Origin of the sequence: Bacillus cereus group sp. TH152-1LC, assembly GCF_027710505.1 — a bacterium.
Taxonomy (GTDB): Bacteria; Bacillota; Bacilli; order Bacillales; family Bacillaceae_G; genus Bacillus_A; species Bacillus_A mobilis.
The window spans coordinates 19,219-46,211 of record NZ_JAQFNK010000016.1; the positions used below are offsets into that span (position 1 = coordinate 19,219).

Here is a 26,993-nt window from a genome sequence, read left to right on the forward strand (position 1 = left end):
ACCCCCCGCTTATTATTAGTTCACAAATAGTAGGAAGATGAGAAGAACTAAGGTGTTAACCGTAGTTCTTTTTTGTTTTTTTATTCTTTTATTTTTTTATTTTATTTTATTTTGATTTATTGAGAAAATAGAAGAAAAATAAAGAAAAACGAAGGAAATAGGTAAAATATTCATATATATGGTTAAATTTAATATTTCCTTATTTGAAAACGTTTATAATATAATGAGTCGAATACGACATTAAGGCAAATAATGTTTCAATACATATTGCCTTTCCCTAATCTGGGCATACACTCTTTTCTACCTCCGTGTCAGTTGCAAGTATATGCAGCTATTTTAATGGAATGGAGTGTGTGCATTTTTTTATAAATAGGAAATTGCACTTTATAATGACAAACAATAAACAAAATGGGATAATAAACAATATGTCCAAGTGGTAAGACCAATATTACAAAAGGGGCGATTGTTGTATGCTAAATATAGAACAAATTAAAGAAATCATTCCTCACCGCTATCCATTTTTACTTGTTGATAAAATATTAGAAGTAGATGAAGGAAAAAGAGCGGTTGGAATTAAAAATGTATCCGCAAACGAAGAATTCTTTAACGGGCACTTTCCTGACTATGCAGTTATGCCTGGTGTACTTATTGTAGAAGCATTAGCACAAGTTGGAGCAGTTGCGGTATTAAAGAAAGAAGAAAACCGCGGACGACTTGCTTTCTTCGCAGGTATCGACAACTGTCGTTTCAAAAAACAAGTACGTCCAGGTGATCAACTTCGCCTAGAAGTAGAAATGACACGTGTACGCGGTCCAATTGGAAAAGGAAAAGCAATCGCAACAGTAGATGGTGAAGTTGCATGTGAAGCTGAAATTACATTTGCGATTGGTGATAAAAAAGAATAACAGAAATAAAAAATCTCCTTGTGAAAATGCAAGGAGATTTTTTATTTCCACTATATATCGGTGTAATTGTTAAAATGCAAACTAGTCAGAAAATTACTTGTATATGGAAGGGAATCACCATATAATTACTTTATTATTTATTCAAAAATTAGGATAAACGATAAGAGCAGAAAAGAAGTAAAGTCATTGTCATATTGTAAAGGTGTTCATATAAGACAAAGTAGGATGATATTGATTAAGATGAGATGTGGGGAAATTAATGATACAAAATATTAATTAGACGTATGAAATCGAGCATAGAGAGAAAAAGGGGAAATGTCGCATTTCACAAAAGGAGATTATGAGTATGTTCGGAAGAAAGAAAAGAAAATCATTACGACAATTAATTACACATAAAGAGCCAAAATCACGTGTTGCAGAACAATACCGTAACATTCGTACAAATATTGAATTTACATCTGTAGATAATCATGTTCGTTCTATTATTGTTACTTCGGCAGATCCAGGTGATGGAAAAACAACAACAATCGCAAACTTAGCAGTTGTTTTTGGTCAACAAGGAAAGAAAGTCTTATTGATCGGAGCGGATTTGCGTAAGCCGACGATTCAAAACTTATTTGCCATTCACAATTCAAATGGATTAACGAACCTATTATCAGGACAAGCGAAACTAATGCAATGCATTCAAAAAACAGATATAGAGAATGTATACTTAATGGCAGCAGGTCCAATCCCACCAAACCCAGCTGAACTACTAGGTAGCCGGATAATGGATGAGCTATTACTAGAAGCATATAACATGTTTGATATTATTCTAATCGACACACCACCCGTTCTTGCGGTTACCGATGCACAAATACTAGCGAACAAATGCGATGGAATCGTACTTGTCGTACGCAGCGAAAAAACAGAAAAAGATAAAATTGTAAAAGCGAAGCAAATATTAGACAAAGCGTCCGGTAAATTACTTGGTGTCGTCTTAAACGATAAAAAAGAAGAAAAAGAACAATATGGATATTATTAGAAAATAGTATATAGAATAATAAATTTTAAAGCTGATAAATTAATTTATCAGCTTTTTTTGAATTTTTATAAAATTTATTATTACATTATATGAAAAATATGATACAATGGAAATTTTGGAAATTCGTTGGAATGTGTTGTCATATTTAAGATTATTTTGTAAGATTATATTTGCTTGATGTGAATAAATGTAGAACTAAATTATTCAAAATAAAAAATATAAGATTTATATGTTATAATTTTTCTTATGTGCAAATTTTAGAAAGTTGGAGGAACTTATGGAAGAAACAATTAGTTTGAAAGAGTTATTTCATATTTTAAAAAAACGTTTAGCAATGATCCTCGTAATCGCCTTTGGTGCCGCTATAGTAAGTGCTATCATTAGCTTCTTCTTTATGACACCAATCTATCAATCTTCGACGCAAATTCTTGTTAACCAAAAGAAGCAAGATGGGGCAATGATTCAAGCTGGTGAAGTTCAAACGAATATTCAATTAACAAATACATATAAGGTTATCATTAAAAGTCCAGTGATTTTGGATCAGGTAAAGGAAAAGTTAAAATTAAATTTAACAGTTCAAGATTTGACTAAAAAAATCGATGTTACCAATGAAAAAGAGTCACAAGTTATTTCTTTGATGGTGCAGGATAAAGACCCAAAGTTGGCACGTGACATTGCAAATACTATAGCGGAAGTTTTTAAGAGTGAAGTGGCAAAAATTATGAGTGTTGATAATGTGACTGTATTATCCAAAGCTGAGGTTATGGACAATGAGTCGCCCATCAAGCCAAAACCAATGCTAAATGTAGCAATTATTTTTGTTGTTAGTTTAATGGCTTCAATTGGGCTTGCATTCTTACTAGAATACTTAGATAACACAGTGAAAAAAGAAGAAGATGTAGAAAGCTTACTTGGTTTACCAGTGTTAGGTATTGTAGCTCGTATGGATGAAGAAACAATGAATATGACATCACACGCTCCATCATCAAGAAAAGTGAGGGGACAAACAATTGGCTCTTAATTTATTTAAAAAGAACAAAAATCATCGTCAACGTCGTCAATTAATTGCTCATCAGCAACCGAAATCACCAATCTCAGAACAATATCGTAATATTCGAACGAATATCGAATTTGCAGCTGTCGATACGAATTTACATTCATTAATGGTTACGTCTGCGAACCCGAGTGAAGGGAAAACAACGACAACAGCGAATATGGCAGTCGTGTTTGCTCAACAAGGAAAGAAAGTATTATTAATTGATGCAGATATGCGTAAACCAGCGATGCATCAAATGTTTCAAGTAGATAACATTTTCGGATTAACGAACGTATTAACACATAGTGAAGGTTTAGAGAAATGTGTACAAAAGACAGCTGTAGATAATTTACACTTTTTAGCTTGTGGTCCGATCCCACCAAATCCGGCAGAATTACTAGGATCAAAATCAATGCAAGAGCTTCTTGCACAAGCATATAGCCTGTACGATTTGGTTGTTTTTGATTTACCACCAATTTTGGCAGTTACTGATGCGCAAATTATGGCAAATGTATGTGATGCTTCAATTCTTGTTGTTCGTAGTGAATCAACAGAGAAAGAAACAGCAGTAAAAGCAAAAGGGTTGTTAGAGTCGGCTAAAGGTAAATTATTAGGCGTTGTCTTGAACGATCGTGAACGTGAACAAGGCTTATATTATTACTATGGTGCTAATTAAAAAGTGAGATATGGCAAGGCTATATCTCCTTTTTTCCCTTGAATATGAGACATGTCTCATATTCAAGGGAAAAAAGATGTTTATATGAGAGGGAGGACGAAAAGAATGATTGATTTACATTGTCACATTTTACACGGTATCGATGACGGTGCACAAACAGTAACTGATAGTTTAGCGATGGCACAACAAGCCGTGGCAGAAGGAATACATACAATTGTTGCCACACCACATCATCAAAATGGAAAATATGTAAATGAGCGTACTTCTATTATTCATCAAGTCAAGCAACTAAATGATGAATTACAACAAAATGACATTCCACTGAAAGTTTTACCCGGGCAAGAGGTCAGGTTATATGGTGATTTATTAGAAGACTACGAATCTGGTAAAATCGTTACTTTAAATGAAACAAATAAATATATTTTGATTGAATTTCCATCTAATCACGTACCTCGTTATGCAGAACAGCTATTTTATGAACTACGTGTAAAAGGAATGATCCCAATTATCGTTCATCCGGAACGTAATGCCGAATTAATTGAGCAGCCAGACAAGTTATATAACCTTGTAAATAAGGGTGCATTAACACAAGTGACGGCAGGCAGCTTACTAGGGAAATTCGGCAAGAAAATTAAAAAGTTTTCATTGCAGCTTGTTGAACATAATTTAACACATATGATCGCATCAGATGCACATAACACAACTTCAAGAGGATTTCACCTAGCAGAAAGCTACAAATTAATTGAAAAGGAATTCGGAATGAACGTTATGACCGACTTAAAAGAAAATCCGTACTTATTAATTAGCGGAAAAGCAATTTATAAAGAAGACCCAGAGCGAATTCGTCGTAAAAAATTGTTTGGTATTTTTTAAATAAAGAACTGGTGATGTCTCCTAACCGTTATCAATGGAGGCACTCGGTCGTGCTGTGGGTAGAAATTTTATTTCATACCTACCTTAGACGCTTGTTGTCGGGAGTATGATGTGAGGCAGGGTTAGATGCCCATAACTTATTTACGACAGAAGCTCTACCTATAGGGTTATCAAGATAAATCTATAGGTAGGTTTTTTGTTATTGATATATATAAATGAATTTAGGAGGATTACAATTGAAAAAAGTGAGAAAAGCTATTATTCCAGCAGCGGGTCTTGGAACGAGGTTTTTACCAGCAACGAAGGCGATGCCAAAAGAAATGTTACCGATCGTTGATAAACCGACAATTCAATACATAGTAGAAGAAGCCATAGAATCGGGAATTGAGGATATTATTATTGTTACTGGAAAAGGAAAACGTGCGATAGAAGATCATTTTGATCATTCCTTTGAATTGGAACAAAACCTTTTAGAAAAAGGAAAGCATGAAATACTTAAAAAAGTACAAGCTTCATCAAAAATTAATATTCACTACATAAGACAAAAAGAGCCGAAAGGACTTGGGCACGCAGTATGGTGTGCAAGGAAGTTCATTGGAAATGAGCCATTTGCGGTATTGCTTGGTGATGATATTGTACAAGCAGAAACACCATGTTTACGTCAATTGATGGATCAATATGAAGAAACACAATCATCTGTTATTGGTGTACAGACGGTACCAGAAAATGAAACTCATCGTTACGGTATCATTGATCCGGTCGAACAAAATGAACGACGTTATCAAGTACGTCAATTTGTGGAAAAGCCAGCTCAAGGAACGGCGCCATCGAATTTAGCAATTATGGGTCGTTACGTATTAACACCAGAAATCTTTATGTTTCTTGAGAATCAACAGACAGGTGCTGGCGGAGAAATTCAATTGACAGATGCAATTCAACGTTTGAACGAGATCCAACGTGTGTTTGCTTATGACTTTGAAGGAATTCGCTATGATGTCGGGGAGAAGTTCGGATTTATTAAGACGACGATTGAGATGGCGTTACAACATGAAGAACTGAAGGATGACTTAGTTAGGTATATGGTTGAGTTGGTTAGCAAAGAAAATATACATGTATAAATGTGAGGAGAGGGAAATTTGAGCTTGGTAAAAGTATCACGTGAAGATGTATTGGAGGAAAAAAATAGAGTTTTAGACACAAAAGAAATAAATGTACGTAAAGGATATTTAGTAACAAAACGTTTTGTTGATATAATTGGTGCATTATGTGGAATAATCTTGTTGTTTCCAATCTTTATTATTGTTACTTTGTTGATAAAATATGAGGATCCGAAGGGAACTGTATTTTTTAAACAAGCTAGGGTTGGTAAAAGTGGTAGAGAATTTTATATGTATAAATTTCGCTCAATGTCTACAGATGCTGAAGAGAAACTAAAAGATCTATTAAAATATAATGAAGTATCTGGTGCAATGTTTAAAATGAAAGATGATCCACGTGTTACCAAAATCGGGAAATTTATACGTAGAACGAGTATAGATGAATTACCACAGTTAATCAATGTACTAATGGGTGATATGAGTCTTGTTGGTCCGAGACCACCATTATTACGTGAAGTAAATGAATATACAGACTATCAAAAGCAAAGATTATTGGTGACACCTGGATGTACAGGATTTTGGCAAGTAAGCGGTAGGAGTAGTTTAGGGTTTGAAGAAATGGTAGAGCTGGACCTAACATATATTCAAAATAGAAATATATTCTTGGATTTTAAAATTATATTTAAGACGTTTAAAGTATTACTTGGTTCGAAAGATGCATATTAAAACATACTTAGATATCAATTTAAAAAGAGGAGTGAATTTTGAACTTATCACATATGAATAAAAAAAAAATGGAAGTTATTATATACTTTTATATACTTTTAATTCTAGGATTTTTGGTAGTTATTTTTTCAGAGAATATATTACCAGATAAATATTTTATTGATTCAAATACAATTAGGGAATATTTTGATATAGCGAATGATTTTAGTTTGAAGTTTTTTGAAGGTTTTTGGAATACAGCTTGGTTATATAAATTAATGTTAATTAACAAATTAGATTCTAGAGTTTTAGAAGGTATTGTGAATTACAGTATATATTATATTTGTTTGATTTTCACAATATTGTTATTGAAGAAGAATATTCCTTTAAAATATGCATTGCTATTATTAGTATGGAATATACCGGCTGCTATTTATTTAGGGCAACTTACTAAAGAAATATTTATTGTACCTATCTTAGTGTTACAGATAGTAGCTTTTCAAAAAAAGAGTCGTTTTTTGATCTTTTTATCTATACTACTCATAATATTTTACGCAATGTTCTTTAGGAATTATTGGTTGATTATTATATGTATGACTATAATGATTTTCCTCGTCCGTATATATTTTATTAAATATAATTTCATAGTAAAAACCTTTATGGTAATAAGCGGGATGCTAGCTATATTTGTAGTGGCAAATTTTGGCGGTATGTATTTGACTGATTCTAGATTTAACGTCAATGAAATATTGGAATCAGAAACAATGATTAATAATCTGTTAATTAACACATCAGTTTTTAGTGATCTTGTCAATTGGTTCATTGCATGGGTATCTATTTTATTCCCACTACCATTACTGGTAAAGGGTGGCTTAACGCAGAAGTGTTTTTTAATTTTAGCAATATATACATTTTATGTATTTATAAAGTGTATAAGGCGATATAATAAGAATTCTAAAGAAACAAAGGATTATTCAGTGGAATGGTCCATAGCTTTTGTGATTAGTTTTTCTATGGTTCAAGGAATTTTCGAACCAGATTATGGTTCAGTCTTAAAACATCAGGTTGTAATGATTCCGATGTATTTCTATGTAATTTTATATTGTCATACATTATTAGATAAACGAAGTAATAAAGATAGTTAAAAGATTTCCTGGTTAAAAGGGAATCTTTTTTTGTTAGGTATTTATAAGTTCTAAACATCTTTATTATATAAGCGTTTAATAAGGAGAATTTTATGAGGAAAATAAAAATTTTGAACGTATTTCCTGCATGTGAATATGGTGGGACAGAAAAAGTTATTGAACAAACAGCAGGATATTTAATAGGTACTGAAAAGTTTGAGGTTGGATTATGTACAGTTGAAGGAAGTAAATTAGAGGAATTTCAAAATATGGGGGTTAGTACTTATATCCTTAAAGAATTTGGTGATAAGTATAGAATTAAACGTACGATAAATGCTGTATACGAAAGTATCAGAGATTTTGACCCAGATGTTATACATACACATTCATTGTATAGTCTTTTAGTGGTGAAAATTTTACAAAAAATAAAAAAAAATAAAATACCTGTAGTTCATACAGGACATGGTGGACCTAGAAAAAATTATGATTTGTATGCAAGTTATTTAGCAAAACTTGCAAATAAATACATTGTTATTTCGAAAAAATCTTATAGTGAATTAAGCAAAAAAAACTCTAACATTGTTTTAATAGAAAATGGAATCGATTTGGTTTCAGAAGAAGAGGTTTTTGAAAAGATAGATAATTCCGAGGGTAAAGATATCTTAAATATGTGTTATATTGGCCGGCTAGCTAAGCAGAAAGGTTTAATAGAATTAATTGATGCGTTGCATTTATTAAAACAAAATAATATTAAATTTAAAATAAAAATCATTGGTAGTGGTGAATTAAGAAATGAAATTGAACAAAGAGTTAATCAATATCAATTAGATAGCAATGTTGATTTCATTCCAGCTAATAAAGCACCATGGAAAAAGGTTAATGATATCCCTATTGTTTTGATGCCTTCTATTTGGGAACCAGGTGGAATTGTGGCTATGGAAGCAATATCTAGAAATCATACCTTGATAGCCACGATGGTTGGTGGACTTAAAGAGCTAGTAGTAGACGCGAAAAATGGATATTTGGTTCCTCCAGGTAATAGTGAAGAAATTGCAAAAGTTTTAATGGGAATTTATAGTGGGGAGAAACAGCATTTAAATATTAATATGGAAGAAAGGAAAAAGTATCTTTTTGCTAATAGAACAGGAAAAAAAATAGAAGGTTTATATTTGGATTTATTAAAGGATAAAGGTGGGATAAAGTGAGAGTTCTTCATATTGGAGAGTATGTTAAGGGTGGAGTAGCTACATATGTTAACAACGTACTTAATACTCAAAAAGAAAATGGAGCAATTGAAAATGTATATTTAGCTCTTAGTGATTATAATTCAGAACAAGAATTTAATATTATTAATGAGAATGTATATAGATATAAATATAAACGTGGTATTCCAGGTATTTTTTTTGGAACACTAAAAATCAGGGGGATTATAAAGGAGATAAATCCAGATATTATCCACCTTCACAGCACTTTTGCTGGCTTAATGGTTAGGTTGCTTTATATATGTAAAAGAAAGAAAGTGAAAATTGTATATTGTCCCCATGGATGGGCCTTTATTATGGATATTAGTAATGCTAAGAAAAAGTTATTTGCGATGATAGAAAAGTTTTTATCCTTAAAAACGGATAAGATAATTAATATATCTGATTATGAATATGAAGAAGCGAAAAAATTTGGTTTAAATGCAAAAAAAATGACAACGATAAAGAGTGGGATAGATTTACACGCTAGTGAATGTAAGGAAAACGATCTCTCTTTAGATAAAGAATTAATAAATCTCTTGTATATTGGTAGATTTGATCGAGCAAAGGGAATAGATATTATATTCGATTTAATGAAGAATCATGACTTGCCCAATATTAAACTATATACTATAGGTGATAGTGTTTTGGCTGATAATGAAATAAATATTCCTCGAAATGTTGTTAGTTTAGGCTGGATAGATAACAGTAATATTGACTCTTATATAAAGAAGTTCGATGCTGTCATTATGCCGTCAAGATGGGAAGGTTTCGGATTAGTAGCATTAGAAGGAATGAAAAATGGTAAAGCAATTATTTGTAGTAATAAAGCAGCACTTCCCGAATTAGTACAAGATGGGGTAAATGGTTATCATATAGATATAGAGTCTGAAGAAGATATGGTTAAGGTGCTCAACTCATTAGATAAAGATGTTTTGGAAGAGATGGGTAGAAATGGGTATAATATTCTTCGTGAAAATTTCACTAGTCAGATGATGAATGAACAAATTATCAACTTATATACTAATTTAATATCAAAGAAGAAATAGGGGAAATATTAGGTTGAAAACTAAAAATTTAAGTAGAATTACGCTAATAGTGATGATTGTAACTTTATGTGGTAAGGCATTAGGCTTTTTTCGTGAGGTTTTAATTGGGAAGTATTTTGGTGCCAGCTATAAGGCAGATGCCTTATTTACAGCGCTATCTATACCTACAATTATTTTTTCCAGTATAGCCTTTGCTTGTGGTACAGCGTTTATACCAGTGTATTCGAAAATTCGGCAGAATAAAGGTGATAGTGAAGGAAATAAATTTACTAATAATCTTTTAAATTTAGTATGTTGCATTAGCTTAATTATTACATTTATATGTTTAATTTTTTCTAAAGAAATAGTTAGTATTTTTTCAATTGGATTTGATAAGAGAACTTTTGATTTAGCAAATGAATTAACTAAGATTATAGCTCCTACCATATTGTTTGTAGGCATAGCAAATATTATGACTAGCTATCTTCAAGCTAATGAACGTTATTTTATTCCAAATATAGTATTAATACCACAGAATCTAGTTATTATTTTTGCTGTTTTATATAGTGCTAGTTTAGATGTACAAGGTGTAGTGTGGGCCTATGTCGCTGGAGCAATTTTACAAGTTATAATGCTATTGGTTGCCATGAAAAAATCGGGATACTCATATAATCTGCATTTTGATATGAGAGAAGAAAATATGAGTGCATTGTATAAATTGTTCGGTCCAATTTTAATTAGTACATCTGTTCAACAGTTAAGTACAATGGTAGATAGATCTTTAGCTTCTACTCTAGAAAAGGGGAGCGTCGCGGTTTTCAATTATGCAAGTACTTTAAATAATTTTGTGTTTGGAATAGTATCTATATCCATCGCAACAATAATTTATCCTATATTATCGAATGCTGTTGCAAAGAAAGATTATACGGTTTTTGGGAAGACATTAAAAACAGCACTTGAATTTGTGAATATTCTAATTATGCCACTAGTAACTATTTTATTAGTATTGAATTTCCAAATAGTAGAAGTAATCTTTGAACGAGGGGCATTTCAATCTAATACTACTAAGCTGACTGCAAGTGTTTTATGCTACTATTGTATAGGTATGTTATTTTTTGGATACAGGGATATATTGAATAGGGTCTTCTTTTCATTACATGACACAAAAACGCCCATGTATAATGGTATATTGACTGTTATTTTAAACATTATTAGTAGTGTTATATTGGTAAAATGGTATGGTTTAGTGGGGATTGCGTTAGCAACAAGTCTCTCGGCTATATTCACTACACTTTTATTAATTTATAGATTAAATCAGACTGAATATAAGTTTCCAATAAGGCATTTTGGAGTGAATTTTATAAAGTGCTTTATATCCTGTGTTGTAATGGCAATGGTATTATATGTTTCATATGAATGTATTGCAGAGTTTAATTACAGCAATCATTTTATTATAAGGTGTTTTAATTTAGTGTTAAGTCTGTTTGTTGGAGCTATTTCTTATATAGTTATGTTGTGGTTACTAAGGATAAATGTAATGAATGCTATAAAGGTAAAGAGAACGGAGTCTTAATTAAATTACTTATAAATAGAAAAAGAGGTAAAGGAATGAAAAGAAAAGTATTATTTTGGTTTTTGGGGATTTTAGGTTTTGTAATTCTTGCAGGAGGAGGATATATATATTATGTATATTCTTCAGTATCAGATACATTAGGGGCTGTCCATAAGCCATTAGATAGAAATAAGTCAGAGAAACGAGCTAATCAAGTAGATATTAGTGATCAAAAACCTATATCCATTTTAATGATGGGAGTTGATGAAAGAGGGGAGGATAAAGGAAGATCAGATTCATTATTGCTATTTACCTTAAATCCACAGAAGAAATCAATGAAAATTCTTAGCATACCACGTGATTCGTATACAGAAATTGTGGGAAAAGGTAAAAAAGATAAAATTAATCATGCATATGCATTTGGTGGAATTAATATGGCAGTAAAAACTGTTGAGAATTTTTTAGACGTACCGGTCGATCATTATATTGAAGTGAATATGGAAGGATTTAGAGACATCGTTGATGCAGTAGGTGGTATTGATGTTAATAATGACATGGACTTTAACTATGGTGGTTTACACTTTGCGAAAGGTCCTATCCACTTGACTGGAGAGACAGCTCTATTGTTTTCACGAATGCGTTATGAAGATACTCGCGGAGACTTCGGCCGTCAAATGCGCCAACGTCAAGTCATCCAAGCTGTAATTAAAAAGGGTGCAAGTGTATCCTCTTTAGCGAGTTACGGTGATGTATTAAAAGCAATTGAGAAAAACGTTAAAACAAGTTTAACGCAAGATCAAATGTTTGATATTCAAAAGAACTATAAAGATTGCTTACAGAACAGTGAAGAAATCCAAATCCCAGGTGACGGCCACAAAGCTGCTGATGGTATTTGGTACTACTACGTTCCAGATGCAGCGAAACAAGATATTACGAATAAATTAAGAGCGCATCTTGAAGTGACTAAGTAATATGTAATAACCCAACTCCTTTGGTAGGAGTTGGGTTTATTTTTGCATGGATTTATATTAATATTATATATTGTGAGATTAATAGATGAGGTGAATCGATGAATAAGAAAGCAGTACTTGTCCTAGTTATTTTTGTATTGTTTGTAGCTTCTGTTGTGAGCGGTAAATTATACTGGAATAAGAAAGTTGCGCGTGCAACGGGACAGACGAGTGAAGTAACGAAAACGAATTCTGAAGTGAAAGATAGCGGAGCAAAGAAAACAGAGAAAAAACAAGATGCGAATTCATCTTTTAATGAAGCATATGCGAAAAATCTACCAGATGAAGTGAAAGAGAAGTTAAAGAAAGCTGCTGAGGATAAAAAGGCAGTAAATCTTGTTATTGTTGGTGATGAAGCTTCTTCATCTGAAAAAGATGCTTGGGCAGCTAAGTTAACGGCTAATTTAGAAACTGCTTACGGTAAAGGGTTATGGAATGTGACAGTAAAGGAATATAAAGGTGAAAGCACAGAAGAGTTAATCGCAAATAAGCGTGATAAAGAGATTGCGAAAGATAATCCAGATGTGATTTTATTCGAACCACCATTTATTACTGACAATGGTAAAACTGGTAATGGAAACTCTGTTGCGAGTACACAGAAATTTGTACAAGCACTTTCTACTAGTGCAAAGGGTGCTACGATTATGATTCAACCACCAAACCCAGTGTATGGTGCGAAGAATTATCCGAAGGCGATTGAGGCGTTAAAGCAATTTGCGACGCAAGATGGTTATACATATGTGGATCATTGGGGAGCGTGGCCTGATGCAGCAACGAAGGCTATCCTACCATATTTAACAGAAGAATTCGGTTTCCCAAGTGCTAAAGGGCATGAAGTTTGGGCACAATATGTAACGGATTATTTCGTTGCTAAGTAATAAAGGTACACAAAAGGTATACGAGCAATCGTATACCTTTTATAATAAGTAAGTGAATAAGAAATCCTAATATATGTAGGAGGAAGACAATGAACTCAATTCTAATCTGCGGCGGAGCTGGTTATATCGGTTCTCACGCTGTGAAAAAATTAGTAGACGAAGGTTTATCTGTAGTAGTAGTAGATAATTTACAAACTGGTCATGAGGATGCAATTACGGAAGGTGCGAAGTTTTATAATGGCGACCTTCGTGATAAAGCATTTTTAAGAGATGTTTTTACACAAGAAAATATTGAGGCGGTTATGCATTTTGCAGCTGATTCTTTAGTTGGAGTTAGTATGGAGAAGCCTCTGCAATATTATAATAACAATGTGTACGGTGCACTTTGCTTATTAGAGGTAATGGATGAGTTTAAGGTGGATAAGTTTATTTTCTCTTCTACTGCGGCGACGTATGGTGAGGTAGATGTGGACCTTATTACTGAGGAAACGATGACAAATCCAACGAATACGTATGGAGAAACGAAGTTAGCAATCGAGAAGATGCTTCATTGGTATAGCCAAGCTTCTAATTTACGTTATAAGATTTTCAGATACTTTAACGTAGCTGGTGCAACTCCAAATGGTATTATTGGGGAAGATCACCGTCCAGAGACGCATTTAATTCCTCTTGTATTACAAGTGGCGTTAGGTCAACGTGAGAAGATTATGATGTTTGGTGATGACTATAATACACCAGATGGTACTTGTATCCGTGATTATATTCATGTTGAAGATTTAGTGGCAGCTCACTTCTTAGGACTTAAAGACCTACAGAACGGTGGAGAAAGTGATTTCTATAACTTAGGAAATGGTAATGGCTTCAGTGTTAAAGAAATCGTTGATGCAGTTCGTGAAGTTACAAATCATGAAATTCCTGCTGAGGTAGCACCGCGTCGTGCGGGAGATCCAGCACGTTTAGTTGCTTCTTCTCAGAAAGCGAAAGAGAAGTTAGGTTGGGATCCTCAGTATGTAAATGTGAAAACAATCATTGAGCATGCTTGGAATTGGCATCAGAAGCAACCTAATGGGTATGATAAATAAAATATAATAAGTGAAAGAGAGGGTATTGTCGTTCAACATATGTTCGACAATACCCTCTCTTTTTTTATAAGATTTTTGCTATACTAAACTGTACTATAATTCCAGATGGAAGGAGGAGAATGATGAAAATACTTGTAGTTGATGATGAATCGAGTATTCGTAATTTGATTCGGATGCAGTTGGAGATGGAAGGGTATGAAGTGCTCACGGCGGCTGATGGAAGAGAAGCTTTAGAGAAATGGAATGATGGGCCGGATGTATTGATTTTGGATGTTATGCTTCCAGATACAGATGGGTATGAGTTGCTTCGTTTGTTCCGTGAGAAGAATAGAGATATTCCAGTACTGATGTTAACTGCGAAGAGTCAGATGAATGATAAATTGCTTGGTCTGCAGCTTGGTGCAGATGATTATGTGACGAAGCCGTTTAATTATGCAGAGCTTATTCTTCGGGTCAAGAATATGACGCGGCGTGTGAAGAAGACAGAGGTAACGGTAAGCCATGAAGTAATTGTGGCGGGGGAGATAAAGATCTGTCCTAAGGAAAGAAAAGTGCATGTTAGTGGACAAGAAATTCAGTTAACGTACCGAGAGTTTAATTTATGTCAGTTATTTGTTTCAAATCCGCAGCGTGTATTTATGAGAGATGAGTTACTTGAGAAAGTATGGGGATTTGAGTATATCGGAAATACGAGAGCGGTTGATATTATGGTGCAAAGACTGCGGAAGAAGCTAGGGAATAGCGGGGAATATATTAAGACAATTTATGGCGTCGGCTATAAACTGGATTGTTAAGTGGTGATGGTATGTCTTTAAAAAGGAACATGGTGTTTGGAATAGTGGGACTGTTAATCCCGATTTTTGTTCTTTTGTACGCAGTTGTTTATATTACATTAGAAAAGAATATGTATCATAACGCGGCAAATTCTTTAGAAAAGTTAAGTGTAGAAGCACAAATTTATACGATGAATTATTTAGAGAAGGAAGCAGAGGTCGAGACGCTCGGTCCGAATTCACTTTTAATTGCTTCGTATTTAGCGAAGCGTATGGATGTCCGTGTACAGATGATTGGGAAGAATGGAGATGTTGTTGCGGATACGCAAAAAGGAGCACTCCTTCATCGGAATATCGATATTGCGAGTTCTTTGAAGGGGAAGAAATCTTATGTTTTTGAAGAGGGAGACCCAGCTCCAATTCTATTGTTTTCAAGCCCAGTTTATTATGGAAACGATGTCATCGGAAGTGTTCGTTTTATAAATGAGTTAACGGGTGAGAAGGAAGTTTTAACAAATGTCGGTTGGACGTTTTTAATGACGTCTCTTTGTCTAGTAGCTGCGGGTATTTTCTTTGCAATTCGTTTGGCAAAGTCTCTGCATAAGCCAATTGATCAGTTAAGGCAAATGGCAAAGCGGCTTGCGAATGGTGATTATAAAAGCAAGATTGAGCTAAATGAATATGTGGAAATTGCTCAGCTTTCAGCATCTTTTAATGCGATGGCTGATGGAATTGAACTGCATATTAAGCAATTGAAAGAGGAGAAAGAGAAGCAGAAAGATTTCTTAGACCGTATTACGCATGAGCTAAAAACGCCGCTAACTGCGATTATTGGCTATGTGGATTTAATTCCGAAGTTGAAGGCGAAGGAAGATGTACAGGAGAGCCTGCGTTATGTAGCTGTAGAGAGTGAGCGTTTATTATCACTTGTAGAGGAATTGCTTAAGTCTTCAAAGTACGGGACGAGTACGTTTGAAGTGTCACCTACAGTTGTGAATATAAAGGAATTAGCAGAAGAAGCAGTTTCAATTGTGAAACCTCGCCTGCAGAAATTTGAGATTGAAGTAATAAATGAGTTAACAGATGTACATGTTGTTGCAGATTTCGATAAGACGAAACAGATCTTCTTAAACGTGCTTGATAATGCGATAAAATATAGCGATGCTACGCAAATTCGTATGAATGTAATTGTAAATGAACGTGAGGCGAAGGTTTTTGTCCATGATGATGGCATTGGTATAGATGAAGGTGTGCTTGCAGAGTGGAATGAATCGCCAGAAGGGAAGGTACTTCCTTCTAGTTACGGGAATGGTTACGGTTTGTATATTTGTCAGGAGATTATGAATAAGCAGGGCGGAAGTATGCGAATTGAGAGTAGTGAAGAGGTTGGTACTACAATATTTATTACATTCTTGCTTCCGAGACGGATGGAAGACATAAAAAACTTGAAAGCGGTTAAATGATACATTTATGAAACAATTATGCGGTATTTTCGAAACAACGTTTTTTTATCTTGGAGGTAGGCAGAAATGAAAAGGCTATCATTTCAAATTCTTATGTTTGTTCTTTGTATAATTGTTTCTATTATTTTGTTTTATGTGATGGAGAAGCAAATATATAATCGGATCACAATAGTGAATGACAAACAAACTGTTTTACAAAGAGTGAATGAATCCCTGCCTACTGAAATGAAGGTTAGGCATGAAAAGTGGGGAGAAATTGTTATAACGGATGAAGTTCGTTTGCATACGATTGTTTCATTCTTTGACCGAATTCAAATAGAACCGAGAGAGGCTAAGAATCAAGAACAAGTATTTACTGGAGAAGTAACGTACTTGAATGGACATAAACGTACTTTTGCAGTAGGTGACTTGTTCCAGTACGGGGCTGATATGTACGGAAAGAATGGTACGGACCCAATGATTTCAGCATTTCAAACGTATTTGTTAAGCCTGTATTACACACCAGAACGTATTAGTGATTTTTTTGCGTCAGCACAGGATGTCATAGTACGCCAAGGTGATGTAGAACGTGCGATGAATCTTACGCACATACTTGATTCGATTCGGTACGCAAAGCAAATTACAGATTACGGAGAAATACAGAAATTATTACAATCACAGAATGAACCAATTGCTTATATTACCGCTTATAAAACAGGGAAGCGTATAAAGAATGAGCGAGAAGATATTCTTACTATTTCTGTGTATCCGTCGTACTTTGTTGTGCAATATCTCGGTGATAATAATGGGAATGTTATGTATATGAAAAGCTCCCTCGCAAATGTATTTGTAAAGGAGAATATGTCATGAGAAAGATAGCCTTTTTCTTCTTTTTGCTAGTAATTGGAGGAGCGATGTCTAGTTGCTCTCGAGATACAACCTCTATTAAATATAATAAAAGTGGTCTCCCTATTTTGGATGATCGTCATCTTGTTGCGTATGTAGCAGCTCGTGAGGAAGTTGGTGAAGCTTTGCTTTCATCATTTTGTAAACCACGCGGCTGTACGTATGAATTTATTCGTCTTTCGACAGAAGAACTTCTTCGGAGGGTAGAAGAGGAAGCAGGTAATCCGAAAGCGGATATTATTATTGGTGGTACGGTAGACGCGCATCAAATGATGAAACAAAAAAATCTATCTATTCCCGTTACGAGCCAGCATGGGAATCGTATTTCAAAAACTGTTAAAGATAAAGATGGTTATTGGTACGGTTATGAAGTGGAGAAACTGGCAATTGCGATCAATAAAGAGCGGTGGAATGAAGAAATAGCACCGCTCGGACTTCCTTATCCATCAAGGTGGAAAGATTTGTTAAATCCGGTATATAAGGGAAAGGTTGTTATGCCAGATCCAAATGTCTCAGGAACAGCATATACGTTTTTTCAATCACTTATTGATACTGTAGGTGAAGAGGAAGCGAAGGAATATGTTAAGAATCTTGCAGGACAAGTTGGTGAAGTAACGGTGAATGGTTACGTACCGGTCGAGCTTGTTGCGAGCGGTGAGTATATGATAGGCATCAATTTCATGGGAGACCAGAGAATGCTTCAAAAACAAGGCTTTCCAATTGTAAGTATTGTACCTGAGCAAACAGGATTATCTGTTAATGCGATTTCGAAACTAAAACGTGCACCGAATGGTATTATTGCGGATTTATTTATTGATTATTGTTTATCAGAAGAAGCGGGTCACATTTTAGAAAAGGTTTCATTTGGCGTACCAACGATGTTTGCGAAGAACGAGAAAGAAATTGAAGGACAGCCGGTTAGAAGAACAAACAAAAATATATCAAATAGCGGAATAATCGAGATATGGAATAGACAGCGTCTCTCTCAGAAGTGAGAAAAGGAGACGAAAGAATATGTTTAAATGGCTTAAGCCAGCACCTGCAATTGAGAGATTGCCGGCGGATATGATCGACCGTGTATATCGATTACTACGTATTCGTGTATTGATGGGAATTTCAGTTGGGTATGCTGCTTATTATTTAGTTCGTAGTAACTTTACGTTATCAAGTACGTATTTAGTACAAGAATATGGATTTAGTACAGCTGAAATTGGACTACTAGGTTCAATCATGGCAATTGTTTATGGATTTAGTAAGTTCTTTATGGGGAATTTATCAGATAAAGCTTTCGCCCAGCGCTTTATCGCGGTTGGTTTATTCTTATCAGGGCTTGTAAATATTTGTTTCGGTTTTGCATCATCCTTTGGAATGATTGTTACATTACTTGTTCTAAATGGTATTGTACAAGGTATGGGAGCACCACCTTGTAGTATCGTTATGACGAAATGGTTCTCGAAGAAAGAACGTGGTACGAAAACAGGTATTTGGAATATTTCACATAACGTTGGCGGAATGCTTGTGCCACCACTTGTCGGAATTGGTGTAGCTATTTTTGGTGAAAATCATTGGCAAGGCGGCGTGTTTATTTTCCCAGCGATTATCGCAATGGTAATTTCAGTTCTTGTTTGGATTAATGCGAAGGATACACCAGAATCAGAAGGTCTTCCTCCAATTGATGAGTATCGTAATGACTATGAAAATCTTGAAAAAGCAGATAATGCTAACAAGATGTCACCAAAAGAAATTTTAATGAAATATGTAGTAAAGAATAAATTTGTTTGGTTCTTATGTATTGCAAATGCATTTGTGTATTTAATTCGCTTCGGTGTTATTAACTGGGTTCCACTTTATTTAACGACAGTTAAAGGTTTTTCAAAAAATGAAGCACATGCGGCATACGCAATCTTTGAAGGTATGGCAATTCCAAGTTCATTAATCGTTGGTCTTTTAAGTGATAAATTATTTAAAGGAAAACGTATGCCATTATGTATCATTAGTATGGTCGGAGTAGTTATTGGTACGTTCGTATATTGGCAAGCAACTAGCATACTTGTTGTAAGTATTGCAGTTTCTATTATCGGTTGTTTAATTTATGTACCACAGTTCTTAATCGGTTTAAGTGCGATGGAATTAGTACCGAAATTTGCAGTAGGTACGACAGTTGGTATGTGTGGTCTGTTCGGTTATGTAGGCGGAAGTCTTGTAGCAAACGCAGCAATCGGTGTTATTGTTGATCGTTCTGGCTGGGACGGTTGCTTCATCTTACTACTAACAGGTGCAATTTTATCAACAATCTTCTTGTTCATCGTTCAACGTGGACATGAGAGGAACGCTCCTAAAGCGGCATAATATTTTGTTCGAAAAGCTATCCAATTATCATGTTGGATGGCTTTTTTATATTAATATAATCTTTCCTTAAATCTATCTTAAAAGACAATATGTCATATTTCTAATCATTGGAATTTTTGTTACAATATAAATGGATGTGTAAAACTTTGTAAAAAGAATGTAATAATATGTAATTTGTTTTCAGAAAGTTTTATACAATTTTTATATTAAACTATTAAGTTATAAAGGGAGCGAGAAAATGATACCAAATACGGTTCGTACTCCAAACAAGAAGAAGAAATGGATTATTATCGGGGTTATTGCACTAATTGTTATTGTAGCAGCAGTTAATATTTTTATTATGCAAGGTAAGAAGAATGGAGCATCAACATCTGCTGATGCTGTAAGTTTTGAGAAGGTAACGGAGCGAAAGCTTAATAATACGAAGTTAATTTCTGGTCAGGTGAAGCCTGGGAATATTGAAAGTTTTTATGCAGATCCAACTAAAGGAAAAGTGAAAGATATTGAGGTAAAAGAAGGACAAGAGGTTGAGAAAGGTGCGAAGTTATTCTCTTATGATAATGAAGAGATTAATTTGCAAATGAAGCAAGCTGAGCTTGATCAGAAGATGGCGAATATGCGTTATGATCAAGGGAAGAAGAAGATTGATTCGCTGAAGAAAGAAATTAAGAAAGCAAAAGATAGCGGAGCTGGGAAAGAAGTGACAGATCCGATGGAAGAGCAAGTAAGTGAGTTAGAGATGGCGCAAAAGACAACGGATCTTGAGAAAGAAAAAGGGAAGTTGCAGAAAGAGGAGTTAAGTAAAAAACAGAAAGAACTTACGGTTTATAGTAATTTTACTGGTGTCGTTCAAAAGTTAGATAAAGATGCGGCGCAAAGTTCATCTCAAGCGTTAGGTGGTCAAGGAAAAGCATTTTTACAAGTGGCTTCTAAAGATCCATTCCAAATTCAAGGGACGTTAACTGAGCTTCAAAAGTCACAAATTCAAAAGGATCAAACATTTACTGTAACTGCGAAAGCAAATAATAAGAAGAAGTGGACAGGTAAGATTACAGAGGTAAGTGAATTCCCAACGAGTGCAGAGATGGCTCAAGCTGGTGGTTTGGGTGAAGCGACTCAAAATATGTCCCAATATACATATAAAGCAAGTCTTGATAGTCAAGATGGTTTATCTCCAGGTTATCACGTTTCTCTGCAAGTAAGTTTAGAGAATAAGACGATGATTGCTGTTCCAACTAAGAGTATTGTAGAAAAAGCTGATGATGCATTTGTTTATGTTGAGGATAAAGGAAAGCTTCGTAAACAAAATGTGAAAAAAGGTTCTACTGATGGAGACTGGACAGAGGTTGTAGAAGGCGTAACAGTGGGGCAAAAGGTGGTTAAAAATCCTTCCGACGATGTGTATGACGGAATGGAAGTGAAAGAGAAATGATTACGTTAAATAATATTGCTAAAACGTATTATCAAGGAAAATTGGCAGTGCCGATTTTGCACGGTATTAGTTTAACGATTCAAAGTGGTGAGTTCGTTTCGATTATGGGACCGTCTGGTTCTGGTAAATCAACGCTTATGAATATTATCGGTTGTTTAGATCGTCCAACAGAAGGCGAATATATGCTGAATGATGTGAATATCTTAACAGCAGACGAGTCAAAGCTTGCTTTAATTCGTAATGAATATATTGGCTTTGTGTTTCAGCACTTTAATTTGCTGCCGCGTCTTTCGGCGGTAGAAAATGTTGAACTTCCGCTCGTATACGGTGGTGTGAAGAAAGCAGAGCGTCGCCAAAGGGCTCTAGAAGCGCTTGGTAAAGTCGGTTTGTCAGATAGGGTTCATCATTTGCCGAATGAATTATCAGGTGGACAGAAGCAGCGTGTAGCGATTGCAAGATCGATTGCGAATAACCCAACGTTCATTATGGCCGATGAGCCAACTGGTGCGCTTGATACGAAGTCTGGTGAGCAAGTTATGGATATTTTCACGAAGCTAAATGCAGAAGGTACGACGATTGTTATGGTTACGCATGAAGAGGAAGTAGCAGCGTATTCTTCCCGTCGCATTGTACTGCGAGATGGGAAAATTACAGAAGATAGAAGGTGTGCGGTATGAGTTTACTAGATAGCATAAAAATTGCCCTATCTTCTATTTTAGCTCATAAACTGCGTTCAGCTCTTACGATGCTCGGTATTATTATCGGTGTTGGTTCTATTATTACTGTCGTTGCAATTGGGCAAGGTGGGGAAGCGATGCTGAAGTCGAAATTCGCAGGTTCTGGTGGTAATAACCTTATGCCAATTCAATTTAAACCAGATATGAATGATGAGTTTGCTATAGGCGGATTTGAAATACCGAAGTTAACAGAAGAGGATATTATGGAAGTAAAACAGGTGAAAAATGTTTCACATGTTATTACGACAAATTCGACAACAGAGATATTGGATGTAAATGATAAAAAAGCAAATCTGAATGTTATTGGTCTTGATAATGAATATTTTGCGGTTAATAAAGTAAAGGTCGTAAAGGGACGTACTTTAGGTGAATCAGATATTTCTCATGCAAATAACGTTGTGATGATTAGTACAAAAACAGAGGAGACGCTATTTAAGGACGTAAACCCAGTTGGACAAATTATTGAGATGAAGGGGCAACCGATGCAAATTATTGGTGTGTATACATCTGATAATGAGTTTATGGGATTTGAAATGGAAGAAGCGTTAATCCCCCTTACATTATGGCCTGTTTTATTCGGAACAGATGATATTCAAAATATCGCAATTCAAGCTAAAAATGTAGACGATTTAGAAGCAGCTGGGAAACAAGCTGTTGATGTATTAAATAGTCGTAAGCCAAGTGAAATTTCAGGTAAATATGAACTGGTGAATTTAAAAGAATTACAAGAAAATGTTTCTAAAGTCACTAGCATCATGACGATGATCATCGGCGGTATTGCGGGTATTTCATTAGTCGTTGGTGGTATCGGCGTTATGAACATTATGCTTGTATCTGTAACGGAGCGTACGCGCGAAATTGGGATACGTAAAGCACTTGGGGCAACACGTAGTAAAATTTTATTACAGTTTTTAATTGAAGCAGTCATGTTAACGCTGCTAGGTGGTTTAATTGGAATTGGTCTTGGATATGGCGGGGCATATATCGTTTCCACATTTGCGAAATGGCCACCACTCGTTTCATGGGAAGTTGTCGTTGGAGGCGTACTGTTCTCTATGACACTCGGTATTATTTTCGGATTAATTCCAGCGAATAAAGCCGCGAAATTAGATCCAATTGAAGCATTACGTTATGAATAATTAATAGTGTAGTAGAACTACACATTACCGTTCTAGTGGGCGGTTCGTAGCCTCATATGAGGCTACGAACCGCCCGTTAGAACGGGTTATATAAATAGAAGGAGGCGTTATAATGGAAGCGAATTTGAATACACAAAAAGTAGGCGGAGAGAAGCCATCATTATTGGGGATGATTACCTCTCCTGGTTTACAGTTTGAGAGAATGAAGACGAGCGAGAAAGTTTGGGGTATGTTCTTCTTAATGGCGCTATTACAAGGGCTGTTAAGTGCTTTTACTACATACGTTACAAATACGTCACCTGAGATGGTGAAAATAAAAAAAGAACTAGGTGAATTTGCAGGACAGAGTTCACTGACATCCGACGTTATTTACGGCATTGTGTCTGGTACTATAGGTGGTATGCTGGCAACATTCGTTGTTGCAGCTATTTATAAAGTGTTTATGATGTTCTATGGGAATGATACCTCTTATAAAAAATTAGTAACGATTATTGTATATGCGAACATTGTTGTTATTATTGGTGGATTTATTAATGGTATTATAGCTTTAATTTTAGGTGTTGCACCAACTGCATATACAAGCTTAGGACCACTATTTGAGGAAGGTTCAGTTGCTTATGGAATAGGGAGTTCGATTGAAGTATTTTATTTATGGAATATCGTTTTAATTTGGTTAGGACTGCAAATTACAGCAGGAGTAAGTAAAGTAAAAGCAGCGATTCCAATTATCGTTTTATTCATCATTAAAGCGTTATTCTTAGCAGCGATTGTTATGTTAATTGCGGCATTCTTACCAAATATGCCAGTATAAATAAGGGGGCGTTATAATGGAAACGAATATTAATACGCAAGATGTAGGGTCTAAAAAGCCATCGTTATTAGGGATGATTACATCTCCAGGTGAACAGTTTGAGAGAATGAAGACTAGTAATGTAGTTTGGGGTGCGTTTTGGATACTTGTTTTACTAGGTGGATTGGTTGGTGGATTTGCTGCTTATGTATATTCTCTGACACCTGAAGCTATTAAGCTTAATAAGGAATTAGGTGTTACTGTTTCAGCTGGAATGACATATGGTATGGGATTCGGTGTAGGTGCTCTTGGTATGGGATTTGGTTTCCTATTGGGAGCTGTGGTGTATAAAGTATTAATGATGTTTATGAGCAATGATACTTCTTATAAAAAATTATTGGCAATTACTGTGTATTCAAGTGTTATTTCGTTACTTGGTTTATTAATCAATACGATTTTGGCATATATTTTAGGTGGATCGGGTCAGGAAATGTACACTGGTTTAGGACCAGTTTTTTCCACAAGTAGTGGTGTTGTAAAAGGTATTGTAAGTAAATTCGAGGTGTTTACAATTTGGGGATACGTAGTTACATGGCTAGGTCTTCAAATTACAGCTGGTTTAACTAAAAAGCAGGCAACAATTATTACTATTGTTTTCTTTGTCTTAGCTCTTGGATTAGGCGCTTTACAAGGAATGTTCCAATAATAGCGGTACTTTAAGTTGCTAGAAAGAAATGCAACAATTATAAAAATAATTGCTGCATTTTTGTTATAAGGAGTAGATGCATATGTTTAAGAAATTATTAGCAAATTTTTTGTTCATGTTAGTTGTATTATTGTTAGCGGTAGAATATATGCCGAATAAGAATCCTTATATATTTGTTGGAGTTATAAGTTGTATTTTAGCTACAGGTCTATATGCAATCGATAGATCCCTCAAACGTATAACTGCAGAATAGTATAAATCGAAAATTTATAAACAAGAGGTTCCTTCTCATGTATAGAGGGAATCTTTTTTATTTTTACCCTTATTTCAAATACAACCAGCAAAATTTGAAATTCTGCTTCGTGTAATTTAAAATTTCAGCGGTAGTATTTGAAATTACTCACAGTGAAATCCCTTATTTATTTTTATATTGTGGAGGTACCGGCGGAATAACAAAGAGGTATACCTTTTATAAGTGGGTACTGCGTGAAACCAGCAACTTTTAAAGAGGCGGTTGTTTTGTATGAAGGTATGATTGTGAATCAAATCAAGAAGTTGGGTATTTACCAAGATCATGAAGAGTATTATCAATGTGGTTTAATTGGTCTTTGGTATGCGTATGAAAGATTTGATGCGGAGAAAGGAAGTTTCCCAGCATATGCAGTTGTAACGGTGCGTGGTTATATATTAGAAAGATTGAAGAAAGAATCTACTGTGAAAGAAAGATATGTATGTGTAGGAGAGTATGAGGATATCTTCCATTTTGAAGATATTGAAATGAAAGCGAAGGATTTTATGAGTGTGTTAGATGAAAAGGAGAAGTATATTATTTTTGAACGATTTTTTGTAGGGAAAACGATGGGAGAAATCGCTAGCGAGATGGAAATGACCTATTATCAAGTGAGGTGGGTGTATCGGCAAGCACTTGAGAAAATGCGAAATAGCTTAAGAGGATAAACATTATAAGAAGAATGGAAGGCAAGGCAAGGGATATTACTTTCCATTCTTCTTATTCTGTTAAGGTAGTAAATGTGATAAGAGGTTTTTAAATTGTAGTGAATCTTGCATGTTCATACGTGATAATACGTATCCAGCTTTTAATAATTGCTGTTTTAACTTATGGGGACTGATATGTATTGTTGTAGTAGTGCCATTTGAGAAATGAATGTTAGCTTTTTTACTCTTTTTGAAAAATTCTATGTCATCTATATGGTTATAAAATAGCCATATACAGTTTGGAGAAGAAGGAGATTCTGTCGGGAAAGCACAAATATATTCTCGGTGATTAATCGGAATTGGGACATTTTGTTTAAATTTAAAGTTTGTTTGGACTGCATTACGTCTGCCTTGATAAGTAGAGTGAACATTGGTTAGACAAGATTGCTTGATGAGTTGGAGAGCAGTTTGACAGGAGTAAAGATGGTTCCCGCTACTGTCGATAATTTTGGTGTGATAATAAGGGTGCTTGTAAGGCTCCAGCATCATTGTAGAATTAGAAATAATAATATCATTTTCTTCATTCATAAATTTGATTCCTCCCTTATAAATGATAGTAATACCAAATATAATTATATACGAATTAAGTAAATTGATTGTTAATATTCTGTTTTATATTGTAAATTGTGGTTATTCGTTTACAATCAATAGATGATAGTCTTTCTAATTTGCATCGCTTGTACATATATATGAAAATAGAAAAGAGTAGGCGGTGAGATAGTATGAAGAAAAAGTATATTATTATGGCTCTAGTTGTTGTTCTTCTAGTATATTTAGCAAATAGTAATCCGAGTAAAGGTGAATATACGGACTGGGCAGCAAAGCAGTTTATGAAACGTAATGATGTGAGTAAGAAGCTAGACGAGGTTCAAAAGGAAAATGAAGAGGGTCTCCTTGGCGATTTAGCATCGGCTGGTAAGAAGTTGGCGAAAAAATATGTTGAGCCACAAGTTGGATTATTAATCGAGAATTATACAAAGCGAAATGATTATATTTTCTTCTCAACATATACGACCGAGTTTGATATAGGCGGAGAACACTATAAATATGTTTGCGTCGGTTTTTCAAAAATCTTTATTCCGATTGAAATGCCGAAGAAAAAAGACGAATCTGCAAAATGATGCAGATTCGTCTTTATTCCGATTGAAATGCCGAAGAAAAAAGACGAATCTGCAAAATGATGCAGATTCGTCTTTTTGTTTATAAGGTAATGGGAACTTCAGATACATTCCTTTCTATAAGACGGGCTCCTTTTTTTCGAGTATTATCATTAATTGATGAAAATACAGATGAGGCAAGGATCGTATCCATTACTTGATTTACGACTTGTGCATCGACGGGTGTGATAGGTTGCTCGATAGAAAAAACAACTGTTTTTCCATCTTCTTTCGTGAAAATTAATTCTAGTACTTGCATACGTTATTTCCTCCTTTTTATTTATCCCGTTAGGCAGGGCCGATTGATGTTGCTTTATAATCAGCGGGGGATGAAC

Annotated in this window: 29 protein-coding genes; 27 read left to right on the top strand and 2 right to left on the bottom strand. The window is 34.7% G+C overall.

All coding sequences use genetic code 11. The annotated features are described in order from the left end of the window. Positions 1-470: 470 nt before the first annotated feature. The 26 genes from fabZ to PDL00_RS25550 all read left to right on the top strand — a co-directional run bounded on the left by fabZ (position 471) and on the right by PDL00_RS25550 (position 25,462). Complete coding sequence (gene fabZ / locus PDL00_RS25425; protein WP_000931959.1) at positions 471-905, top strand: 3-hydroxyacyl-ACP dehydratase FabZ; 435 nt, start codon at positions 471-473, stop codon at positions 903-905. Positions 906-1,251: 346 nt separating this feature from the next. Continuing rightward, on the top strand, positions 1,252-1,929 hold the full coding sequence (locus PDL00_RS25430; protein WP_270731951.1) for a CpsD/CapB family tyrosine-protein kinase: 678 nt from the start codon (positions 1,252-1,254) through the stop codon (positions 1,927-1,929). Positions 1,930-2,206: 277 nt separating this feature from the next. Next, positions 2,207-2,950: a YveK family protein gene (locus tag PDL00_RS25435; RefSeq protein WP_242257382.1), complete on the top strand. Its 744-nt coding sequence runs from the start codon at positions 2,207-2,209 to the stop codon at positions 2,948-2,950. Beyond that, entirely contained in the window at positions 2,940-3,641 is a 702-nt protein-coding gene (locus PDL00_RS25440; protein ID WP_242257381.1) for a CpsD/CapB family tyrosine-protein kinase, read from the top strand. The genes PDL00_RS25435 and PDL00_RS25440 overlap by 11 nt, the downstream gene beginning before the upstream one ends. Before the next feature lie 105 nt (positions 3,642-3,746). After that, positions 3,747-4,514, top strand: a complete 768-nt coding sequence (locus tag PDL00_RS25445) for a tyrosine-protein phosphatase (RefSeq protein WP_242257380.1) — start codon at positions 3,747-3,749, stop codon at positions 4,512-4,514. Positions 4,515-4,750: 236 nt separating this feature from the next. Further along, a complete protein-coding gene (gene galU, locus PDL00_RS25450; protein ID WP_270731956.1) occupies positions 4,751-5,632 on the top strand; it encodes a UTP--glucose-1-phosphate uridylyltransferase GalU in 882 nt (293 codons plus the stop codon). Between the two features lie 18 nt (positions 5,633-5,650). After that, positions 5,651-6,337, top strand: a complete 687-nt coding sequence (locus PDL00_RS25455; protein WP_270731958.1) for a sugar transferase — start codon at positions 5,651-5,653, stop codon at positions 6,335-6,337. Positions 6,338-6,375: 38 nt separating this feature from the next. Beyond that, positions 6,376-7,461, top strand: coding sequence for a hypothetical protein (locus tag PDL00_RS25460; protein WP_242257469.1), 1,086 nt, complete (start codon positions 6,376-6,378; stop codon positions 7,459-7,461). Between the two features lie 92 nt (positions 7,462-7,553). Then, positions 7,554-8,645, top strand: coding sequence for a glycosyltransferase family 4 protein (locus PDL00_RS25465; RefSeq protein WP_270731962.1), 1,092 nt, complete (start codon positions 7,554-7,556; stop codon positions 8,643-8,645). Beyond that, the gene (locus PDL00_RS25470) at positions 8,642-9,730 is read left to right on the top strand and encodes a glycosyltransferase (RefSeq protein ID WP_242257335.1); all 1,089 of its coding nucleotides are present in this window, start codon (positions 8,642-8,644) and stop codon (positions 9,728-9,730) included. The genes PDL00_RS25465 and PDL00_RS25470 overlap by 4 nt, the downstream gene beginning before the upstream one ends. A 13-nt stretch (positions 9,731-9,743) precedes the next feature. After that, on the top strand, positions 9,744-11,282 hold the full coding sequence (gene murJ, locus PDL00_RS25475; protein ID WP_270731966.1) for a murein biosynthesis integral membrane protein MurJ: 1,539 nt from the start codon (positions 9,744-9,746) through the stop codon (positions 11,280-11,282). Between the two features lie 35 nt (positions 11,283-11,317). After that, positions 11,318-12,232, top strand: a complete 915-nt coding sequence (gene tagU, locus PDL00_RS25480) for a polyisoprenyl-teichoic acid--peptidoglycan teichoic acid transferase TagU (protein WP_442868349.1) — start codon at positions 11,318-11,320, stop codon at positions 12,230-12,232. A gap of 98 nt (positions 12,233-12,330) precedes the next feature. Further along, positions 12,331-13,149, top strand: coding sequence for an SGNH/GDSL hydrolase family protein (locus tag PDL00_RS25485; RefSeq protein WP_242257332.1), 819 nt, complete (start codon positions 12,331-12,333; stop codon positions 13,147-13,149). Positions 13,150-13,238: 89 nt separating this feature from the next. Further along, the gene (gene galE, locus PDL00_RS25490; protein WP_242257331.1) at positions 13,239-14,231 is read left to right on the top strand and encodes a UDP-glucose 4-epimerase GalE; all 993 of its coding nucleotides are present in this window, start codon (positions 13,239-13,241) and stop codon (positions 14,229-14,231) included. 122 nt (positions 14,232-14,353) lie between these two features. Beyond that, positions 14,354-15,025 carry a response regulator transcription factor gene (locus tag PDL00_RS25495; RefSeq protein ID WP_270731970.1) on the top strand — a complete coding sequence of 224 codons (672 nt, stop codon included), beginning with the start codon at positions 14,354-14,356 and terminating at the stop codon, positions 15,023-15,025. Positions 15,026-15,036: 11 nt separating this feature from the next. Beyond that, positions 15,037-16,467, top strand: coding sequence for a sensor histidine kinase (locus PDL00_RS25500; RefSeq protein ID WP_088027528.1), 1,431 nt, complete (start codon positions 15,037-15,039; stop codon positions 16,465-16,467). Between the two features lie 66 nt (positions 16,468-16,533). Beyond that, positions 16,534-17,316 carry a DUF3919 family protein gene (locus tag PDL00_RS25505; protein WP_242254211.1) on the top strand — a complete coding sequence of 261 codons (783 nt, stop codon included), beginning with the start codon at positions 16,534-16,536 and terminating at the stop codon, positions 17,314-17,316. Further along, entirely contained in the window at positions 17,313-18,347 is a 1,035-nt protein-coding gene (locus PDL00_RS25510) for an ABC transporter substrate-binding protein (protein ID WP_270731975.1), read from the top strand. The genes PDL00_RS25505 and PDL00_RS25510 overlap by 4 nt, the downstream gene beginning before the upstream one ends. Before the next feature lie 19 nt (positions 18,348-18,366). After that, positions 18,367-19,701, top strand: a complete 1,335-nt coding sequence (locus tag PDL00_RS25515) for an MFS transporter (RefSeq protein WP_131931226.1) — start codon at positions 18,367-18,369, stop codon at positions 19,699-19,701. Between the two features lie 238 nt (positions 19,702-19,939). Continuing rightward, positions 19,940-21,133: an efflux RND transporter periplasmic adaptor subunit gene (locus PDL00_RS25520; protein WP_270731977.1), complete on the top strand. Its 1,194-nt coding sequence runs from the start codon at positions 19,940-19,942 to the stop codon at positions 21,131-21,133. Beyond that, complete coding sequence (locus tag PDL00_RS25525) at positions 21,130-21,810, top strand: ABC transporter ATP-binding protein (protein ID WP_000631628.1); 681 nt, start codon at positions 21,130-21,132, stop codon at positions 21,808-21,810. The genes PDL00_RS25520 and PDL00_RS25525 overlap by 4 nt, the downstream gene beginning before the upstream one ends. Further along, a complete protein-coding gene (locus tag PDL00_RS25530) occupies positions 21,807-23,009 on the top strand; it encodes an ABC transporter permease (protein ID WP_242254208.1) in 1,203 nt (400 codons plus the stop codon). The genes PDL00_RS25525 and PDL00_RS25530 overlap by 4 nt, the downstream gene beginning before the upstream one ends. A 112-nt stretch (positions 23,010-23,121) precedes the next feature. Further along, positions 23,122-23,820: a Yip1 family protein gene (locus PDL00_RS25535; RefSeq protein ID WP_242254207.1), complete on the top strand. Its 699-nt coding sequence runs from the start codon at positions 23,122-23,124 to the stop codon at positions 23,818-23,820. Between the two features lie 16 nt (positions 23,821-23,836). Next, positions 23,837-24,505 carry a Yip1 family protein gene (locus PDL00_RS25540; RefSeq protein ID WP_270731982.1) on the top strand — a complete coding sequence of 223 codons (669 nt, stop codon included), beginning with the start codon at positions 23,837-23,839 and terminating at the stop codon, positions 24,503-24,505. Positions 24,506-24,587: 82 nt separating this feature from the next. Further along, on the top strand, positions 24,588-24,758 hold the full coding sequence (locus PDL00_RS25545; protein WP_242254200.1) for a hypothetical protein: 171 nt from the start codon (positions 24,588-24,590) through the stop codon (positions 24,756-24,758). Positions 24,759-24,991: 233 nt separating this feature from the next. Then, a complete protein-coding gene (locus PDL00_RS25550) occupies positions 24,992-25,462 on the top strand; it encodes a sigma-70 family RNA polymerase sigma factor (RefSeq protein WP_242254198.1) in 471 nt (156 codons plus the stop codon). Between the two features lie 60 nt (positions 25,463-25,522). Here the strand turns inward: PDL00_RS25550 and PDL00_RS25555 are convergent, their stop codons facing one another. Next, on the bottom strand, positions 25,523-26,029 hold the full coding sequence (locus PDL00_RS25555) for a competence protein ComK (protein WP_242254197.1): 507 nt from the start codon (positions 26,027-26,029) through the stop codon (positions 25,523-25,525). Positions 26,030-26,223: 194 nt separating this feature from the next. Between PDL00_RS25555 and PDL00_RS25560 the strand changes: the two genes are divergently transcribed. Continuing rightward, positions 26,224-26,622: a DUF4359 domain-containing protein gene (locus PDL00_RS25560; RefSeq protein WP_000731403.1), complete on the top strand. Its 399-nt coding sequence runs from the start codon at positions 26,224-26,226 to the stop codon at positions 26,620-26,622. A gap of 79 nt (positions 26,623-26,701) precedes the next feature. On the opposite strand, the gene PDL00_RS25565 is transcribed toward PDL00_RS25560, so the two are convergent. Further along, the gene (locus PDL00_RS25565; protein WP_242254195.1) at positions 26,702-26,917 is read right to left on the bottom strand and encodes a DUF2922 domain-containing protein; all 216 of its coding nucleotides are present in this window, start codon (positions 26,915-26,917) and stop codon (positions 26,702-26,704) included. Between the last annotated feature and the right edge of the window lie 76 nt (positions 26,918-26,993).

Bases quoted from the DNA above. Each gene is read 5' to 3' on its own strand.
- fabZ (WP_000931959.1), top strand. From the start codon at position 471: ATGCTAAATATAGAACAAATTAAAGAAATCATTCCTCACCGCTATCCA.
- PDL00_RS25430 (WP_270731951.1), top strand. From the start codon at position 1,252: ATGTTCGGAAGAAAGAAAAGAAAATCATTACGACAATTAATTACACAT.
- PDL00_RS25435 (WP_242257382.1), top strand. From the start codon at position 2,207: ATGGAAGAAACAATTAGTTTGAAAGAGTTATTTCATATTTTAAAAAAA.
- PDL00_RS25445 (WP_242257380.1), top strand. From the start codon at position 3,747: ATGATTGATTTACATTGTCACATTTTACACGGTATCGATGACGGTGCA.
- PDL00_RS25465 (WP_270731962.1), top strand. From the start codon at position 7,554: ATGAGGAAAATAAAAATTTTGAACGTATTTCCTGCATGTGAATATGGT.
- tagU (WP_442868349.1), top strand. From the start codon at position 11,318: ATGAAAAGAAAAGTATTATTTTGGTTTTTGGGGATTTTAGGTTTTGTA.
- PDL00_RS25485 (WP_242257332.1), top strand. From the start codon at position 12,331: ATGAATAAGAAAGCAGTACTTGTCCTAGTTATTTTTGTATTGTTTGTA.
- galE (WP_242257331.1), top strand. From the start codon at position 13,239: ATGAACTCAATTCTAATCTGCGGCGGAGCTGGTTATATCGGTTCTCAC.
- PDL00_RS25495 (WP_270731970.1), top strand. From the start codon at position 14,354: ATGAAAATACTTGTAGTTGATGATGAATCGAGTATTCGTAATTTGATT.
- PDL00_RS25500 (WP_088027528.1), top strand. From the start codon at position 15,037: ATGTCTTTAAAAAGGAACATGGTGTTTGGAATAGTGGGACTGTTAATC.
- PDL00_RS25505 (WP_242254211.1), top strand. From the start codon at position 16,534: ATGAAAAGGCTATCATTTCAAATTCTTATGTTTGTTCTTTGTATAATT.
- PDL00_RS25510 (WP_270731975.1), top strand. From the start codon at position 17,313: ATGAGAAAGATAGCCTTTTTCTTCTTTTTGCTAGTAATTGGAGGAGCG.
- PDL00_RS25515 (WP_131931226.1), top strand. From the start codon at position 18,367: ATGTTTAAATGGCTTAAGCCAGCACCTGCAATTGAGAGATTGCCGGCG.
- PDL00_RS25520 (WP_270731977.1), top strand. From the start codon at position 19,940: ATGATACCAAATACGGTTCGTACTCCAAACAAGAAGAAGAAATGGATT.
- PDL00_RS25525 (WP_000631628.1), top strand. From the start codon at position 21,130: ATGATTACGTTAAATAATATTGCTAAAACGTATTATCAAGGAAAATTG.
- PDL00_RS25530 (WP_242254208.1), top strand. From the start codon at position 21,807: ATGAGTTTACTAGATAGCATAAAAATTGCCCTATCTTCTATTTTAGCT.
- PDL00_RS25535 (WP_242254207.1), top strand. From the start codon at position 23,122: ATGGAAGCGAATTTGAATACACAAAAAGTAGGCGGAGAGAAGCCATCA.
- PDL00_RS25540 (WP_270731982.1), top strand. From the start codon at position 23,837: ATGGAAACGAATATTAATACGCAAGATGTAGGGTCTAAAAAGCCATCG.
- PDL00_RS25545 (WP_242254200.1), top strand. From the start codon at position 24,588: ATGTTTAAGAAATTATTAGCAAATTTTTTGTTCATGTTAGTTGTATTA.
- PDL00_RS25555 (WP_242254197.1), bottom strand. From the start codon at position 26,029: ATGAATGAAGAAAATGATATTATTATTTCTAATTCTACAATGATGCTG.
- PDL00_RS25560 (WP_000731403.1), top strand. From the start codon at position 26,224: ATGAAGAAAAAGTATATTATTATGGCTCTAGTTGTTGTTCTTCTAGTA.
- PDL00_RS25565 (WP_242254195.1), bottom strand. From the start codon at position 26,917: ATGCAAGTACTAGAATTAATTTTCACGAAAGAAGATGGAAAAACAGTT.